General features: G+C 65.8%; 15 protein-coding genes and 1 tRNA gene. 8 read left to right on the forward strand and 8 right to left on the reverse strand.

Features of this window, described 5'->3' with window-relative positions; all coding sequences use genetic code 11:
- From NUU27_RS22325 to NUU27_RS22340, 4 genes are all read right to left on the reverse strand, one after another.
- Positions 1-1,001, reverse strand: a 1,001-nt coding sequence (locus tag NUU27_RS22325; protein ID WP_257764509.1) for an iron chelate uptake ABC transporter family permease subunit, incomplete at its 3' end; no start/stop codon positions are given.
- Positions 991-1,866: an ABC transporter substrate-binding protein gene (locus NUU27_RS22330; RefSeq protein ID WP_257764510.1), complete on the reverse strand. Its 876-nt coding sequence runs from the start codon at positions 1,864-1,866 to the stop codon at positions 991-993. The genes NUU27_RS22325 and NUU27_RS22330, both read right to left, overlap by 11 nt.
- Positions 1,866-2,693 carry an ABC transporter ATP-binding protein gene (locus NUU27_RS22335; protein WP_257764511.1) on the reverse strand — a complete coding sequence of 276 codons (828 nt, stop codon included), beginning with the start codon at positions 2,691-2,693 and terminating at the stop codon, positions 1,866-1,868. Before NUU27_RS22335 ends, NUU27_RS22330 begins: the two co-directional genes overlap by 1 nt.
- 4 nt (positions 2,694-2,697) lie before the next feature.
- The gene (locus NUU27_RS22340) at positions 2,698-4,908 is read right to left on the reverse strand and encodes a TonB-dependent siderophore receptor (protein WP_257764512.1); all 2,211 of its coding nucleotides are present in this window, start codon (positions 4,906-4,908) and stop codon (positions 2,698-2,700) included.
- 228 nt (positions 4,909-5,136) lie between these two features.
- On the opposite strand from NUU27_RS22340, the gene NUU27_RS22345 reads away from it, so the two are divergent.
- Positions 5,137-6,057 carry a lipid kinase gene (locus NUU27_RS22345; RefSeq protein ID WP_257764513.1) on the forward strand — a complete coding sequence of 307 codons (921 nt, stop codon included), beginning with the start codon at positions 5,137-5,139 and terminating at the stop codon, positions 6,055-6,057.
- A 113-nt stretch (positions 6,058-6,170) separates the two neighbouring features.
- Here NUU27_RS22345 and NUU27_RS22350 read toward each other — a convergent pair whose 3' ends face one another.
- Positions 6,171-6,965 carry a hypothetical protein gene (locus tag NUU27_RS22350; RefSeq protein WP_257764514.1) on the reverse strand — a complete coding sequence of 265 codons (795 nt, stop codon included), beginning with the start codon at positions 6,963-6,965 and terminating at the stop codon, positions 6,171-6,173.
- A 287-nt stretch (positions 6,966-7,252) separates the two neighbouring features.
- Between NUU27_RS22350 and NUU27_RS22355 the strand changes: the two genes are divergently transcribed.
- Positions 7,253-7,705, forward strand: a complete 453-nt coding sequence (locus tag NUU27_RS22355) for an SRPBCC family protein (protein ID WP_257764515.1) — start codon at positions 7,253-7,255, stop codon at positions 7,703-7,705.
- A 216-nt stretch (positions 7,706-7,921) separates the two neighbouring features.
- On the opposite strand, the gene NUU27_RS22360 is transcribed toward NUU27_RS22355, so the two are convergent.
- The 3 genes from NUU27_RS22360 to NUU27_RS22370 form a co-directional block, all read right to left on the reverse strand.
- Complete coding sequence (locus NUU27_RS22360; protein ID WP_257764516.1) at positions 7,922-8,233, reverse strand: type II toxin-antitoxin system RelE/ParE family toxin; 312 nt, start codon at positions 8,231-8,233, stop codon at positions 7,922-7,924.
- Positions 8,234-8,237: 4 nt separating this feature from the next.
- Positions 8,238-8,492, reverse strand: a complete 255-nt coding sequence (locus tag NUU27_RS22365) for a transcriptional regulator (protein ID WP_257764517.1) — start codon at positions 8,490-8,492, stop codon at positions 8,238-8,240.
- Between the two features lie 65 nt (positions 8,493-8,557).
- Positions 8,558-8,647, reverse strand: a tRNA-Ser gene (locus tag NUU27_RS22370).
- A 222-nt stretch (positions 8,648-8,869) separates the two neighbouring features.
- Here NUU27_RS22370 and NUU27_RS22375 point away from each other — a divergent pair.
- The 6 genes from NUU27_RS22375 to NUU27_RS22400 form a co-directional block, all read left to right on the forward strand.
- Positions 8,870-9,184, forward strand: coding sequence for a hypothetical protein (locus NUU27_RS22375; RefSeq protein ID WP_257764518.1), 315 nt, complete (start codon positions 8,870-8,872; stop codon positions 9,182-9,184).
- 19 nt (positions 9,185-9,203) lie between these two features.
- On the forward strand, positions 9,204-9,875 hold the full coding sequence (gene msrA, locus NUU27_RS22380; RefSeq protein WP_257764519.1) for a peptide-methionine (S)-S-oxide reductase MsrA: 672 nt from the start codon (positions 9,204-9,206) through the stop codon (positions 9,873-9,875).
- 231 nt (positions 9,876-10,106) lie between these two features.
- Complete coding sequence (locus tag NUU27_RS22385; protein ID WP_257764520.1) at positions 10,107-11,099, forward strand: BMP family protein; 993 nt, start codon at positions 10,107-10,109, stop codon at positions 11,097-11,099.
- Between the two features lie 331 nt (positions 11,100-11,430).
- Positions 11,431-12,810, forward strand: coding sequence for a dipeptidase (locus tag NUU27_RS22390; protein ID WP_257764521.1), 1,380 nt, complete (start codon positions 11,431-11,433; stop codon positions 12,808-12,810).
- Positions 12,811-12,832: 22 nt separating this feature from the next.
- Positions 12,833-13,450: a ribonuclease D gene (locus NUU27_RS22395; protein ID WP_257764522.1), complete on the forward strand. Its 618-nt coding sequence runs from the start codon at positions 12,833-12,835 to the stop codon at positions 13,448-13,450.
- A 155-nt stretch (positions 13,451-13,605) separates the two neighbouring features.
- Positions 13,606-15,690 (forward strand): transglycosylase domain-containing protein (locus NUU27_RS22400; RefSeq protein ID WP_257764523.1); only part of this gene is annotated, 2,085 nt, incomplete at its 3' end.

A 15,690-nucleotide genomic window follows, 5' to 3' on the forward strand; every position in this document is an offset into this window, starting at 1 on the left:
GGGGCGCCACGGCGGCCGAGGCGCGGCAGAAGCCACAGGAGCACCGGCGCGCCGAGGAACGCCGTGACGGCTCCGGTCGGCAGCGAGATCGAGCTGATGGAGGCGAGTAGCTGCACGGCGAGATCTGTCACCGTGAGCAGAAGGGCGCCGATGAGGGGCGCCCAGATCAGCCGGGCACCGAGGCGCCGGCAGCCGACGGCGCGGGCGATCGCCGGGGCGGCCAGACCGACGAAGCCCAGCACCCCGACCTCCGCCGTGACGATGGCGGTGAGCACGACAGCGATGCCCAGCGCCGCAAGCCTGGTCAGCAGCGTGTTGACCCCCAGAGCGCCCGCCACCGTGTCGAGGTCGAGCATGGCGAGCGGGCGGGCGATCAGGGCGGCCAGGACCGCGGCGACGGCGAGCCGCGGCCAGAGCAGGCTCGCCACGTGCCAGTCATACTGCGTCAGCGCGCCGCTGCCCCACAGGAACAGCCCCGCCAGATACCGCTCGTTGTGCAGCACCAGGGCAGCGCTTCCCGACGACAGAGCAAGCCCGACGATCAATCCCGCCACCACCACGGAGAAGGGCTCGAGGCCACGCCGCCAGGACAGCGCCAGCACCAGGGCGGCCGCCGCCGCGCCACCGGCGATCGCCACCAGATCACGCCCGAAGGCGATCAGGGAGGGCGAAGCGAGGAGCGCGACGGAGAGGGCGAACTGGGCGCCGACCGAGACGCCGAGGGTGGACGGCGAGGCCAGCGGGTTGCGCAGAACCTGCTGCATCAGAACGCCCGCCAGCGCCAGCGCCGCGCCACAGACCAGGCTGACCGCAAGGCGCGGAAGCACGCTGTAGTGTACCCGCATTTCGCCCATGGCGAACGGATCGGGAGAAAGAAGCGCATCGGGAAGGCTGGCAAGGTCCGGCAGATGCCGCATCACGAGCAGCGACAGGAACGCCGCTGCCGTGGCCAGCAGAAGCAGGGACAAGGCCGGTGCGACAAGGCGCGCCTCAGGCTGCATCGCGCTCTCCGAATGCGGCAAGCTCGCCGGCGAAGCGCATCATTGCCGGCAGGGCGCCGAACATCAGCACGGTCGGAAACCGGTCGATCCTATTCCCGCGCACGAAGGGCATCTGCTGCCAGAGCGGGCTGCGCGCCAGGCTCGGCAGGACGTCGGGCGGCACCGGGTCGAGATAGAAGAGATGACTGTCCTCCACCCCCGCCAGCTCGTCGATGGCAACGGTCGCAAAGCCCCAGCCATTGGTCGTCCCGGTCCAGGCATTGGTCAGGCCCATGCGGTCCATGGCGTCCTGGAAGATGCCGTTCCTGCCATAGACGCGCACGTGGTAGGGATCCATGAAATTGACGAAGAACAGCGGCCGGTCGCGATAGGCGGCGCAGCGCCTTCCGGCCTCGCGGAACGTGCGCCCGGCCCGCGCGATCAGCGCCTCGGCAGCCTCCTCCCGGCTCAGGATCGCCCCAATCCGGCGGGTCGCTGCGACGATCTCCTCGAAGGGCGGCTTGCCGGTGTTGTGGACGTTGAAGCTGTCGACCGGCGCGATGCGCTCCAGATAGGGCCGCAGGGGCTCGAGATAGGGCGAGGAGAAGATGCGGTCCGGCGCCAGCGCCTGCAGCACCTCGAAATTGACCTCGCGCATCGAGCCGAGATTGACCGTCTCGTCCGGCAGCGCCGGCTCGACCACCCAGGTCGCCCAATCCGGTCTCGACGGGATGGCGATGGGCGGCACGCCGAGCGCGATCATGGTCGAGGCCACCGCGTAATCCAGCGCCGCGATGCGCGGCGGCGCGGCGCGGACGGGTGCGGCCGCGACGGCGGCGAGGCCGGCGACGAAGGCACGCCGCGACAGGGACCGCGCGGCAGGCATCAGAGCGCGAAGCCCAGCGGTGTCGACGTTCCGGGAGCGCTGACGACATGCATCGGCAATCCGTAGATCTCTTCCAGAACGGCCGGCGTCATCAGCGCCTCGGGTGCCAAGTCGTGAACGACGTGGCCGCCCTTCAGCGCCACGACACGGTCGCAGAAGCGAGCGGCGATGTTGACGTCGTGCAGGACGACGACGACGCCCATGCCCCGTTCGCGGGCGCAGGAGCGGACGAGGTCCATCACGCCGAGCTGGTGCACGAGATCGAGCGCGGCGATCGGCTCGTCGAGCAGCATGCACTCGGGAGACTGCGCCAGAAGCATGGCGAGCCACGCCCTCTGCCGCTCGCCGCCGGAGAGCGTGTCGACCAGCCGGCCGGCGAGCGGGTCGACCCCGGTCGCGGCGATCGCCTCCGCACAGGCCTCGCGGTGGCGCGCCGAGAACCGGCCGAGGGCGCCGTGCCAGGGATAGCGGCCGAGCGCCACCAGCTCGGCGACCGTCAGGCTGTCCGCCGCCGGCAGGTTCTGCGGCAGCCAGGCGACGGCGCGGGCGAAGTCGCGGCTGGAGAAGTCGCCGACGGCCCTGCCGCCGAACAGCACGGTCCCATGGTCCGGCGCCATCTGCCGGGCGAGCAGCTTGAGCAGGGTGGATTTGCCGGACCCGTTGTGGCCGATCAGCCCGCACACTTCGCCGGGGCGGAAGGCGAGATCGGAGATCCCGAGCAACGTGCGGCCGCCGGCGCGCACCACCACGTCCTGCGCCGCAAAGCCCCGCCCTTTCGGCGCGGCCGGGTTTCGCGTGTCGGGCAGGGTGGCGGCGTCCACGGTCACAGCTTCACCATTTGTACTTCAGGGCGCCGACCACGCTGCGGCCCTGCGCCAGATAGCAGTAGCCGCTCTCGCAGCTGGCCGGCCGGTTGTCCGTCAGGTTGGTCGCGCTGACGGTCAGCGACAGCCCGTCCCAATCGGGCCGCGCCTTGCCGAAATCGTAGCTCACGGCGGCATCGAGATAGGTCGCCGCCCTGTTGGTCGCCGTGTTGGCGCTGCTCGTGTAGCTCTTGCTGAGATGACGGACGCCCGCGCCGAGGGCGAGGCCGGCGAGCGGCGAGTTTTCGTCGAAGGTGTAGTGCGCCCACAGCGAGGCGACATGCCGAGGCGTGATGGCGGGCGTGTTGCCGATGATCGCCGCATTGCTGGAGCCGGTGATTTCGGCATCGTTGTAGCTATAGGCCGCCACCACGTCGAACCCGGAGGACAGCGATGCGCGCGCCTCGACCTCGAAGCCGCGCGTCGTCACCTCGCCCAGCGGCGCGTAGATGTAGGAGCCGGTGGTGCCGTTGAAGCCGACATATTCCGGCTTGTCGTGTTGGATGATCTGATAGGCGGCGGCCGACACCGAGAACGGCGCGCCGTCCGGTTGGTATTTGAAGCCCACCTCGATCTGCTCGGCCGTTTCCGGATCGAGGACGGCGCCCGCTGCATCCTTCTCTGAAAGAGGCAGGAACGAGGTCGCATAGCTCGCGTAAGGCGCAAAGCCGTTGTCGAAGCGGTAGAGCACGCCGAGCTGGCCGGAGAAGGCGCTGTTGCTCTTGTCGGCCGTCACCACGCCGGTGACGTCGTTGGTGTTGGTCTGGTCGGCCCAGTCGTGGCGGCCGCCGAGCGTGAAGCGCCAGCGGCCGAGCTCGATCTCGTCGAACGCATAGACGCCGATCTGCCGCAGATCGGCGCTGCTGCGATCGGTGATCGCTGGCGTCGGCCCGTCCACCCCGTAGACGGGATTGTTGAGATCGAGGTCGTAATCGGGATTGGCGGTGTCGTCCTTGCCGAATCCGAAGCTGGAGCGGACATCCGTGTAGTCGAGGCCGACCTGCACCTTGTGGCGCAGCGGCCCCGTGTCGAAATCCCGCGCCAGGCGCGTGTCGGCCTGGAAGACGTTCATGCGGTCGGTAACCGCGTTGCCGCCGCGCCGGTAGACATCGCCAACCCAGCCGCCGCTGCCGTCGGTGACATAGGAGGACAGATAGCGGGCGTCGAGATCCAGATAGGACCAGCGCACGTGCTGGCTCAGCTTCACGTCGTTGTCGAAGCGATGCTCGAACCTGTAGCCGAGCTGGTATTGCTCGACATACTGATGATCGTAGACCGGGTCGCTGGCCAGCATGTCGAGCGGCACGCCGAAGCGGTTCAAGGCTGCGGCCGAGGCCGAGGTCTTGTCCTTCTGGGCCTGTCCGTACAGCACCAGCGAGGTGTCGGCATCCGGCTGCCACATCAGCGATGGCTGGATCGACAGGCGGTCGTCATGCAGGTCGAAATTGGTGTCGGCGGCGCGTGCTATGCCGACGAGCCGGTAGAAGAGCGTCTTCTGCTCGTCCAGGGCATCGCTGAAATCGAAGGCGGCCTGATAGCGGTCGACCGTGCCGTATTGCAGCTCCACCTCGCGGTGCCGCTCGCCATCCGCCATCTTCGACACCTTGTTGACGATGCCGCCGGGGCTGCCGCCCCCGAAAAGCATCGAAACCGGCCCCTTGACGACCTCGATGCGCTCGAGGCTGTAGGGATCGTCGCGGAACATGCCGTAGTTCATGTAGGGCTGCCGCAGACCGTCGCGGAAGGCGCCCGTCGTGGTGAGCGCGAAGCCGCGCACATAGATCTGGTCGAAGCGCGGATCGTAGCCATAGCCGCCGGTCACCACGCCGGAGGAATAACGCACGGCCTGGATGATGTCCTGCACCGCCCGTTCCTCGATCTCCTTGCGGGTGATGACCGACACCGAGCGCGGCGTTTCGGCGAGCGGCGTCGACGACTTCAGTGCCGAGGCGGCGGCCTTCGCGACCACCGTATTATCGTCGGCGCGCCCGGCATCGCTCGACTGGTCGGAAACCTCCAGGCGCTCGAGCCGTGTCGTCGTCGCCGATTGCGCGGTGGCGGGTATCGCCCCTGCCAGGAGGGCGATCGCCGTGGCGGCGCTCCCGCCGACGAGAAGCCCCCTCCGCAGGATCGCCCTGCGGTTTCCGGTCGCCGGTAAGTGAGTGTCGAAATGCTGCACAATTGCCCCCAACGTAGACGTAACGCTCTGCGTTTGCGGGGGCTGGAGCAAGCGTCTGGCTGCCGCTGGCGTTGGGTTATTAAACATGCGTAAAAAGATCAAGTTTTTTTGTTATTCCGCGAAACCGTTCCGCCGCCGCGGCGTTTCCCGCCATCGCGGGTCACAGAACAGCCAGGATCGAGAGGCACTGAAAAGCCCCATCCGGACGGAAAGGACGATGCAGCCCGAATGAACGACGCACTCCGCCGCAAGCCCCTCGCCGCGGCCCGGCCCATGCAGGGCAAGAGGGCCCTCCTCCTCATCAATCCGAAGGCACGGCGCGGACGCGAGCCCGTCGATCGCGTGGCAGAGCGGCTCCGCGCCGCCGGGCTTGAGATCACGGTCGAGCTGTTCGAGGCCCTGCCGGAAATCGCCCGCGATATCGTGCGCCTGCGCGAGGGCAGCGACCTGGTCGTCGTGTGCGGCGGCGACGGCTCCGTCTCGTCCGCCGCCATGGCGACCATGGAGAGCGGATTGCCGATGGGCATCATCCCGATGGGCACGGCGAACGATCTCGCCCGCACGCTGCAGGTCCCCGTCGATCCCGTCCGGGCCGCGGAGGTGATCGCCGCCGGCCGCTTGCGGCCGATCGACGTCGGCACCGTCAACGGGCACGCGTTCTTCAACGTGGCGAGCATCGGCCTCAGCACGGAACTGGCGCAAAATCTCCAGCCGGGGCTCAAGAAGCGCTTCGGCCAACTGGGCTATGCGCTGGCCGCCCTCAAGGTGCTGACCGGCGCCCGCCGGTTCGATGCCAGGATCACCGAGAAGGGTTTCGAGACTCATGTCGAGACTTATCAGGTGGCGGTCGGCAACGGCCGCCACTATGGCGGCGGCAACGTGGTGGAGGCGACGGCGGCGATCGACGACGGCCATCTCGACCTCTACAGCCTCGAGATGAAGAACCTGTGGAAGCTCGCCCTGATGCTGCGCTCGTTCCGCTCGGGCCGGCACGGCGCCTGGGAAGAGGTGCGCACGGCGCGCTGCATCGAATTCGACGTGGAGACGGCGGAGCCGATGCCGGTCAACGCCGACGGCGAGATCGTCACCGCCACCCCGGCGCATTTCAAGGTGCATCCCAAGGCGATATCGGTCTTCGCGCCGGGGTGAGCGAGGTCTCGCGTCCGCCGCTTCAACACGCCCTACAAGGCTCGCCGCAGCGGCCCGCCACCATCAAGGGTGGATTCGCGTTGAGATGGAGCGGCGACCTGCAATTCGCTGCCTTAAGGCGTCACCTTCCCTCGCAAGGCTTGCATCAACAGATCTGCAGGTGATCGCCAGAGACGAACTCTCCGCGCGAGTTCAATTTGACAGTCGATGCCTTTGTGACCGTGTTCGGTGAAGAACGCCACAATGCGCGATCTCGCAAAGCGCTTCTTCCCACTCGTGCTGTAGTGGCGAATAGGGAGTCGATGCGGACAGATCGTCCGACCGCCTTGAGACAACGCCACACCGACACAAAACTGCTCCGGGGTGTGCGTGGTCACGATCGCGCTTACCTCCTCAAGGGCAGCATAGGCGTCGGTCAGGGCGTTTGTGTTCATCTTGTGGACACCCAATATGCCACTGGTCCACATCGGCTCAGTCCCGGTTAGCTCCTGCGTGCCGACCGCAATATGCCGCCCTCTGAGTTTTTCGTAATCGCCCTTGGGGCGTCCTTTGCAAACTCCCATGAGCGAATGCGATGGCGATATGCGATTGAAGCAGTTGGACAGATCACCGACCGGATACATGTCCGTATCCATGAACAGCAACCGATCGCAATGTTTCAGGAGCTCGATTGTACCGGCGGCTTTAATGCCGAAATGATACCGGTTGTCGAACGACATCGCGGTTTTCTGCGTTTCTGTCAGTTCCAGCGTGTTGATCGGATATCGATCAAAGACAAATGGCTTGTCTGTGAGAACCGTGATCTTCACCCCAGGGGAAAAATGTATCAATCGAAGCGCACTGAACAACGCTCCCAAGTGATAGAGCTCATCCTCCCCGTACGAAATATATCCGTAGCAGTCTTCCATTGGGCCCCCGCCTCAAATGACCCCGGCGGGGGCAATTGCCCGAAAGACCAATCCGAACTTTTCGAGTTGAATTTCATCGCACTCCCCCCAGAGCTGCAGGCAGCTATAGCTCTCGCAACCTGCGGATGACAAGCAAAATTGGCGGTGGCGAGTTCCTCTTCGGGCATCCTGGGCGATGTCTGCCGCGAGTGGCGGATGTGTGATACCCGCACGTTGTGACGGAACATCCCTCGCCGGCATGTGTTCACCACGCAGGTTTTTGCAAGTCGCGAACGAAAGGATTTGGGATGCCAGCCGCCAAAGCGCAGATGATGATCCGCAAGCCTGTTGCGGACGTCTTCCAGTCGCTGATCGATCCAGCGATCACGTCTCGTTTCTGGTTCTCCAAGGGGGCCGCGCCGTTGGAAGCCGGAAAGAAGATACGATGGGATTGGGAGATGTACGGAGTGCACACGATCGTCGATGTGAAGGAGATCGAGAAAGACAAACGAATCCTCATCGAGTGGGATGGGCCCGAGAACCCAAGCCTCGTCGAGTGGACGTTTGAGCCCAAGGGCGACCGTCAGACCTTCGTGACGGTCAGAAACTGGGGATTCTCCGGCGGGGTCGACGAAGCGATAAATTCCACCGAAGGGTTCACCTATCTCCTGGCAGGCATGAAGTTCTATCTCGAGCACGGTATTGAGCCGAAACTCGTCCTCGACCACGCCCCGGACGCGCTCGTAGACGAGAAAACCTAGCCAGATGCATCGCCAACCTCGTCCGGTTGAGACGGCAGGAGCAAGGGAGCCCGATCGCTTCGGGTCGAAACGCGTCGCGACCACGGCAATCGGCGGCCATTCCGCAAAACGCATGCAATCAGCGGCAAATGGCGGAGGGAATGGGACTGGGGTCGAACCTTCTCTGGCCCAGCATCTCACGTAAGTCGCCGAATGGTCTTGTTCGGACGGAGAGCCTCAGGTCCCGAAATCCTCCCGGAACCGGTCGATCTGATGCATCCGCTCGTGCAGGACGGTGACGATGCCGATGTCGCCGTTGGAAAGCCTACGCCAGTAGACGAAGTGGTGCTCGTATCGAAAGAAGAAACCCTCGACGCCGAACTCGGCCGGGACGGGCCTTGAGACGACGCCCCGGGTTTCGATCTTCTCGAAGGCCACGAACATGCCGGTGATATAGCGGTCGGCCTGGTCGGTCCCCCATCGCTCCCTTGTATAGCGGTAGATGTCGTCGAGGCGCAGCGATGCTGCCTCCTGAACGCGGACGGCCATCCGGTCAGGTCCGGTTTCGGGCGATCACCTCGGCCGCGGTGACCGACTGGTACGATGACTCCGGCGCGGCGAAGGCATGGGTCAGTTCGGCCTTCAGCCGGTCGAAAGCCTCGCGCTCCATCCGCTCCTTGTCGCGGCGGATCAGGTCGCGGATATATTCGCTGACATTCTCGTAGGAACCGTCCTCGCCCACATTCGCGGCGACGAAATCGCTCAAAGGGCCGCTCAGGCGGACGGTCATCGTCGTTGTGCGGGACATCTCTGCAACCTCTTGCGAGTATTCAATATATTCAAAAATGAATACAGAGGCAAGTTCCTGCGAAATGGCGGAGAGAGAGGGATTCGAACCCTCGATACGGTTTCCCGTATACACGCGTTCCAGGCGTGCGCCTTCAACCACTCGGCCACCTCTCCGGCAGCGCGCCCTGCTTCCGCAATCGCGCGCCGAGGCTCAATTAGTCGATCTGATCGTGAATGCCAAGTCCACCGCATGACAGTTTTGCAATTTGCCGCGCAGGAATGCGCCCTGTGCTTCACCGGCGCTCAACTTTCCGTGCGGCGATTGCCATCGCGCCGCGCGCTGCCTATCTCTCGCAGGTGAGAAAGGCGGCCCCACAGTCGCTCCTGGAGGCTCCGATGATCCGCTTTTTGTTTCGGGTGCTGGCAATTTTTGCGCTGGCGGTCGCCGTCGTCATGGCGGTGATCGATGCGACGCGCTCCATCGCCGCATCCGCCCTCACCTTCACGCCGCTCGGCGAAAGCTGGTTCTCCGTCTCTCCCGGAACGCTCAACCTCGCCCAAGCGGTCGTGCAGCGCCACACCCTGCCCGTGCTGTGGGACCCGCTGGCGGTCTTCATCCTGACGCTGCCGGGCTGGCTGGTGTTCGCCGCCCTGTCCCTTCTTTTCTATGCCATCGGCCGCAAGCGCAACCGGGCGCTTTCGCTGGCCTGAACCGGAAAGGAGCAACTTCATGTCTTTCCTCGACGGCCTGACAGGCCACAAGAAGCTTTCCATGCCCTCGGCCGCCGAAGCGCTGGCCGGTCGCAGCGAGCCGATCCCCACCGCCGAGCGCCACTTCGTGTCCGGCCAGCCCCTCAAGGGGCCCTATCCCGAAGGCAGCGAAAGCGTGCTGTTCGGCATGGGCTGCTTCTGGGGCGCTGAGCGCCTGTTCTGGCAGCGCGAGGGCGTCTGGGTCACGGCCGTCGGCTATGCGGGCGGCCTCACCCCCAACCCGACCTATCGCGAGACGACCACCGGGCTGACCGGCCACGCCGAGGTGGTGCAGGTGGTCTACGATCCGGCGGCGGCCTCCTTCGCCGAGCTCCTGAAGCTGTTCTGGGAGAGCCACGACCCGACCCAGGGCATGCGGCAGGGCAACGATGTCGGCACGACCTACCGCTCGGCGATCTTCGCCACCACCGAGGCGCAGCTCGCCGAGGCGCGCGCCTCGCGCAAGGCCTATCAGCAAGCCCTGAAAGCGGCCGGACGCGGCGAGATCACCACCGAGATCGCCCCAGCGCCGGAATTCTACTACGCCGAGGAGGACCACCAGCAATATCTGGCGAAGAACCCTTACGGATATTGCGGGCTGCAGGGCACGGGCGTCGCCTGCGCCGCGGCACCATCGGCCGCGCAGTCCTGAGCCTTTCCGGAGTTTTTCCGGACGGTCAAAATTCCGCGTGAATTTTCGCGCGGGCCGTGCAAAAGTGCCCCCATTGGGGGGAGCATGATACTCCCGCTCACGCTGTTTCTGGCCGCCCTGGCGGGCGGCCGTGAAACGCCCGTTGGGGCATACCGGGCGCGCGGCAGCCATGGGCAGCACGTCCTGTAGGGCACAAAAATCAGTCACGGCAACCGACAGGGTGTGGATCACATGAAGCGTATTGTTCTCGGCCTTTTGGCCACCACTGCTATGACCGCCAGCGCCTTCGCGCAGGAGATCGCTCCGGCGCTCATCTACGATCTCGGAGGCAAGTTCGACAAATCCTTCAACGAAGCCGCCTACAACGGCGCCGAGCGCTTCAAGGAAGAGACCGGCATGAATTATGTCGAGTTCGAGATCTCCAACGACGCGCAGCGCGAGCAGGCCCTGCGCCGCTTCGCCGAAGACGGCCGCAACCCGATCGTCATGGCCGGCTTCACCTGGGTCGACTACCTGAAGAAGGTGGCGCCCGACTATCCCGACACCAACTTCACCATCATCGACGACAAGGTGGAGGAACCGAATGTGCGCTCCGTCACCTTCAAGGAGCACGAAGGTTCCTATCTCGTCGGCATGATGGCGGCCATGGCTTCCAAGACCGGCACGGTCGGCTTCGTCGGCGGCATGCAGGTGCCGCTCATCGGCAAATTCGAATGCGGCTATGTGGGCGGCGCCAAGGCGGCCAATCCGGACGCCAAGGTGATCCGCAACTACACCGGCGACACGCCGGCGGCATGGAACGACCCGACGAAGGGCGGCGAGATCACCCGCACGCAGATCGCCCAGGGCGCCGACGTGATCTATCACGCGGCCGGCGGCACCGGCGTCGGCGTGCTGCAGGCGGCGGCGGATGCAGACAAGCTGGGCATCGGCGTCGATTCCAACCAGAACGGCCTGCATCCCGGCCATGTGCTGACCTCGATGGTCAAGCAGGTGGACGTCGCCGTCTACGACGCCTTCATGGACGCCAAGAACGGTGCGTTCACCTATGGCGTGGAGGATGTCGGCCTCGCCGAGGACGGCGTCGGCTACGCGATGGACGACAACAATGCGAGCCTGGTGACCGACGAGATGAAGGCGGCGGTGGAGGAGGCCAAGGCCAAGATCATCGCCGGCGAGATCGAGGTCCACAACTTCCTGACCGACAACGCCTGTCCTTATTGAGGCCGAAGGCCCGCCTCTTCCGCGGCAGTGCCGTGCGCCCATTCGGGTGCCAGGCGCTGCAAGCCTTTGAATCCGCACATCGTGCTTTGCGAAAATCCATCCCGGTTTTTCAGCCGATATGCAGGCAAGGAAAGGGCCGCCTGCGGCCCTTTTTCTCTCAGATTGCCGGATGTTCCGTGCTAGAGCATTTCTGGTTTTAGGTTGAATCGCCCCTCATCCCCTGCCGGGACCCTCTCCCGTCAGGACGGGAAGAAGGGGAAAGGGCAGGAGCGAAGCCGAGCGCGCCTGTCCCCCGATCGATCGTTTTTCGTTGCTTCCGCAGGAGTTCCTCATGTCCGACCTCGCCCCGGTTCTCGATCATCTGGACCGCTCGATCGACAAGAGCCTGGAGCGGCTCTTCAGCCTGTTGCGCATCAAGTCGATCTCGACCGACCCCGCCTTTGCCGCGGAGTGCCGCAAGGCGGCCGAGTGGCTGGTCGAGGACCTGAAATCCATCGGCTTCGACGCCGGCATCCGCGACACCGCCGGGCATCCGATGGTCGTCGCCCATCATGAGGGCGAGGGCCCGCACGTGCTGTTCTACGGCCATTACGACGTGCAGCCGGTCGACCCGCTGGAGCTTTGGGAAGACGACCCCTTCGATCCGCAGGTGAAGGAGATCGAGCCGGGCCGCAAGGCGATCACCGGGCGCGGCTCCTCCGACGACAAGGGCCAGCTCATGACCTTCATCGAGGCCTGCCGCGCCTACAAGGCCGTGCACGGCAAGCTGCCCTGCCGCATCTCCATCCTGTTCGAGGGAGAGGAGGAATCCGGCTCGCCGTCGCTGCGGCCCTTCCTAGAGGCGAACCGCGACGAGCTGAAGGCGGAGTTCGCGCTGGTCTGCGACACGGCCATGTGGGATCGCGAGACACCGGCCGTGTGCGTCGGCCTGCGCGGTCTGGTCGGCGAGGAGATCACCGTCAAGGCGGCCGACCGGGACCTGCATTCGGGCTTCTTCGGCGGCGCGGCGGCCAACCCGATCACCGTTCTTGCCCGGGTGCTCGGCGCCCTGCACGACGACAATGGCCGCGTGACCATTCCCGGCTTCTACGAAGGCGTCGAGGAGACGCCCGAGCGGATCCTCAAATCCTGGGAGGGGCTCGGCCAGACGACCGAAAGCTTCCTCGGTCCCATCGGCCTGTCCAGGCTGTCCGGCGAAACGGGCCGCTCTGCGCTGGAGCTCGTCTGGGCGCGGCCGACGGCCGAGATCAACGGCATCAGCGGCGGCTACACGGGCGAGGGCTTCAAGACCGTCATTCCGGCCGAGGCCTCGGCCAAGGTGTCGTTCCGCCTCGTGCACGCCCAGGATCCGGACAAGATCCGCGCCGCCTTCCGCGCCTTCGTCGAAGCGCGCATCCCCAGCGATTGCTCGGTGGAGTTCCACAAGCATGGCGGCTCGCCCGCCTTCCAGCTCGACTACGACATGCCGCTTGTGACCAAGGCTCAGGCGGCGCTGACCGAGGAGTGGTCGAAGCCGGCGGTCGCCATCGCCATGGGCGGCTCGATCCCCATCGTCGGCGATTTCCGCAAGATGCTGGGCATGGAATCGCTGCTTGTCGGGTTCGGCCTGCCGGACGACCGCATCCATTCGCCCAACGAGAAATACGACGTGACCTCCTTCCACCGCGGCCAGCGTTCCTGGGCGCGCATCCTCGACATGCTCAGCAAGTAAGATGCGGGGGCGAAGACAGGACATGACCATCCGGTTCCACAGAAACGACCTGCCCAATCTCGACAATTACCAGGGAGATGCCGTCGCCATCGATACCGAGACGCTGGGGCTGCGGCCGCACCGCGACCGCCTGTGCGTGGTGCAGCTTTCGCCCGGCGACGGCACGGCCGACGTGGTGCAGATCGCCGCCGGGCAGAAGAAGGCGCCCAACATCACAGCCCTGCTGAAGAACCGCAGGATCACCAAGCTCTTTCACTACGGGCGGTTCGACATCGCCGTGCTCTACAATGCCTTCGGGATCATGGCCGAGCCCGTCTTCTGCTCGAAGATCGCCTCGCGCCTGACCCGCACCTATACCGACCGGCACGGCCTCAAGGACCTGTGCAACGAGCTTCTCGGCGTGTCCCTGTCGAAGGTCCAGCAATCCTCCGACTGGGCAGCGGAAGACCTGTCTCCCGAGCAACTGGAATACGCCGCCTCGGACGTGCTTTATCTGCACCAGCTGCGCGACAAGCTGCTGGCGCGGCTGCAGCGCGAGAACCGCATGCGCGAGGCCGAAGCCTGTTTCCGCTTCCTGCCGACCAGGGCGAGGCTCGACCTGATGGGCTGGGAGGAAGAGGACATCTTCGCCCATAGCTGAGGCCTTCCGCAGCCGGATATCCCCCGGCTGCCCCGTAAGTGCGCCGGAGGCGCATTTTCGTTCCCTTTTGACTTAACTGCGCCTTAAACCGCTGGCCTTTACTCTCCCCGCATCCCGCATTGCGGGCACTTATAGGTTTCGGGGCACAGGCAGGCATGGCGCGCGACACGCGAAAACGCAGGATCGAACCGACCTTCGATGCGCCGCAGGCGCGCCGGACCGGTGGAGATCTGAGGCTCGGCGACGGCGACCGCGTCGTGCCCGTGCGCCAACGGCGCAAGCCGGCCACCGGCAAAGCCCGCACCGGCAGGCGCAAATCGGGCCGCCGCAAGGGCGGGCGCGGCGGGGGAAGCGGCCTGTTCGGCTTCCTGCGCCGGGCGGTCTACTGGTCGCTGGTGCTGGCGCTGTGGTGCGGTATCGCCGGCATCGGCGCCATTGCCTATTACGGCGCCAAGATGCCGGCCGCGACCACCTGGGAAATCCCCGACCGGCCGCCCAACGTGAAGATCGTCTCCGCCGACGGCGAGCTGATCGCCAACCGCGGCATGACCGGCGGCGAGGCTGTCGGGCTGCACGAGATGTCGCCCCATATCCCGCAGGCCGTCATCGCCATCGAGGACCGGCGCTTTTATTCGCATTTCGGCGTCGATCCCATCGGTCTTGGCCGCGCCGTGACCGAAAACCTCCTTGCCGGCAGGCTGACCCAAGGCGGCTCGACGCTGACCCAGCAGCTTGCCAAGAACCTGTTCCTGAAACCCGACCGGACCATCGAGCGCAAGGTGCAGGAGGTGCTGCTGGCGCTCTGGCTGGAGCAGAAGCACTCCAAGGACCAGATCCTGGAAATGTACCTGAACCGGGTCTATTTCGGCTCGGGCGCCTATGGCGTCGAAGCCGCCTCGCGCCGCTATTTCAACAAATCCGCGCGCGACGTGAGCCTGTCCGAGGCGGCCCTTCTGGCTGGCCTGCTCAAGGCGCCGTCGCGGCTTTCCCCGGCGCGCGATCCGCAGGCCGCCGAGAGCCGCGCGCAGGTCGTGCTGGCCGCCATGCGCGACCAGGGCATGATCGGCGACAGCGAGATGACCACGGCGATGAGCCAGCCGGCCACCCGCGCGGCCGCCTACTGGACCGGATCGGAGCACTATGTCGCCGACCGTATCATGGAAGAGCTGCCCGGCCTCATCGGCGATGCCGGCGCCGACATCGTCGTCGAGACCACCGTCGATCTTTCGCTGCAGAAGCAGGCGGAAAAGACAATCCGCCAGATGATCGACGAAAAGGGCGGGAAGCTGTCGGTCAGCCAGGGGGCCCTCGTCTCCATCGACACCAGCGGCGCCGTGCGCGCCATGGTCGGCGGCTACGACTATGCCAACAGCCAGTTCGACCGTGCCTCGGAGGCGCGCCGCCAGCCGGGCTCGGCCTTCAAGCCGTTCGTCTTCATGGCCGCGCTGGAGCAGGGCCGCACGCCCGACAGCGTGCGCAACGACGCGCCGATCAAGATCGGCAACTGGACGCCGGAGAACTACCAGGGCAAATATTACGGGCCAGTCACGCTCTCGGAAGCACTGGCCCGCTCGCTCAACTCCGTGGCCGCCCAGCTCGCCATGGAGGCGGGACCGAAGACGGTGGTCGAGCTTGCCCACCGTATGGGCATCGAATCCGACCTCAAGGCCAATGCCTCGATCGCGCTCGGCACCTCCGAAGTCACGCCGCTCGAACTCACCGCCGCCTATCTGCCGTTTGCCACCGGCGGGCTGCGGCCGGAGGTCTATTTCGTCAGGCGCGTCACCACCACCTCGGGCAAGGTGCTCTACGATCATGGCAAGCCGCGCATGACGCGCGTCGCCAGCCAGGAAATCATCGGCATGATGAACGCCATGATGGAAGGCACGATCGGCTTCGGCAGCGCCCGGGCGGCCGACATCGGCCGTCCCGCTGCCGGCAAGACCGGCACCACGCAGCAGTCGCGCGATGCCTGGTTCATCGGCTACACGGCAGACCTCGTCACCGGCGTCTGGTTCGGCAACGACGCGGCGAAGGCCACCAAGGCGACCGGCAGCTCGCTGCCCGTGCCCGCCTGGCACGCTTTCATGCGACAGGCGGAGAAGGGTAAGCCGGTCAGGCCCCTGCCCGGCTCCTGGTCTCCCGGCCGGCCGGCAGGCGGCGCCGTGGTGACCACACAGCCCGCAACCCGCCCCGTGCCGCAGGCCGCGATCGGCACCCGGCCCGCCCCGGCACAAGCG

It is taken from the genome of Nitratireductor sp. ZSWI3 (genome assembly GCF_024655565.1).
Classification (GTDB): Bacteria; Pseudomonadota; Alphaproteobacteria; order Rhizobiales; family Rhizobiaceae; genus Nitratireductor.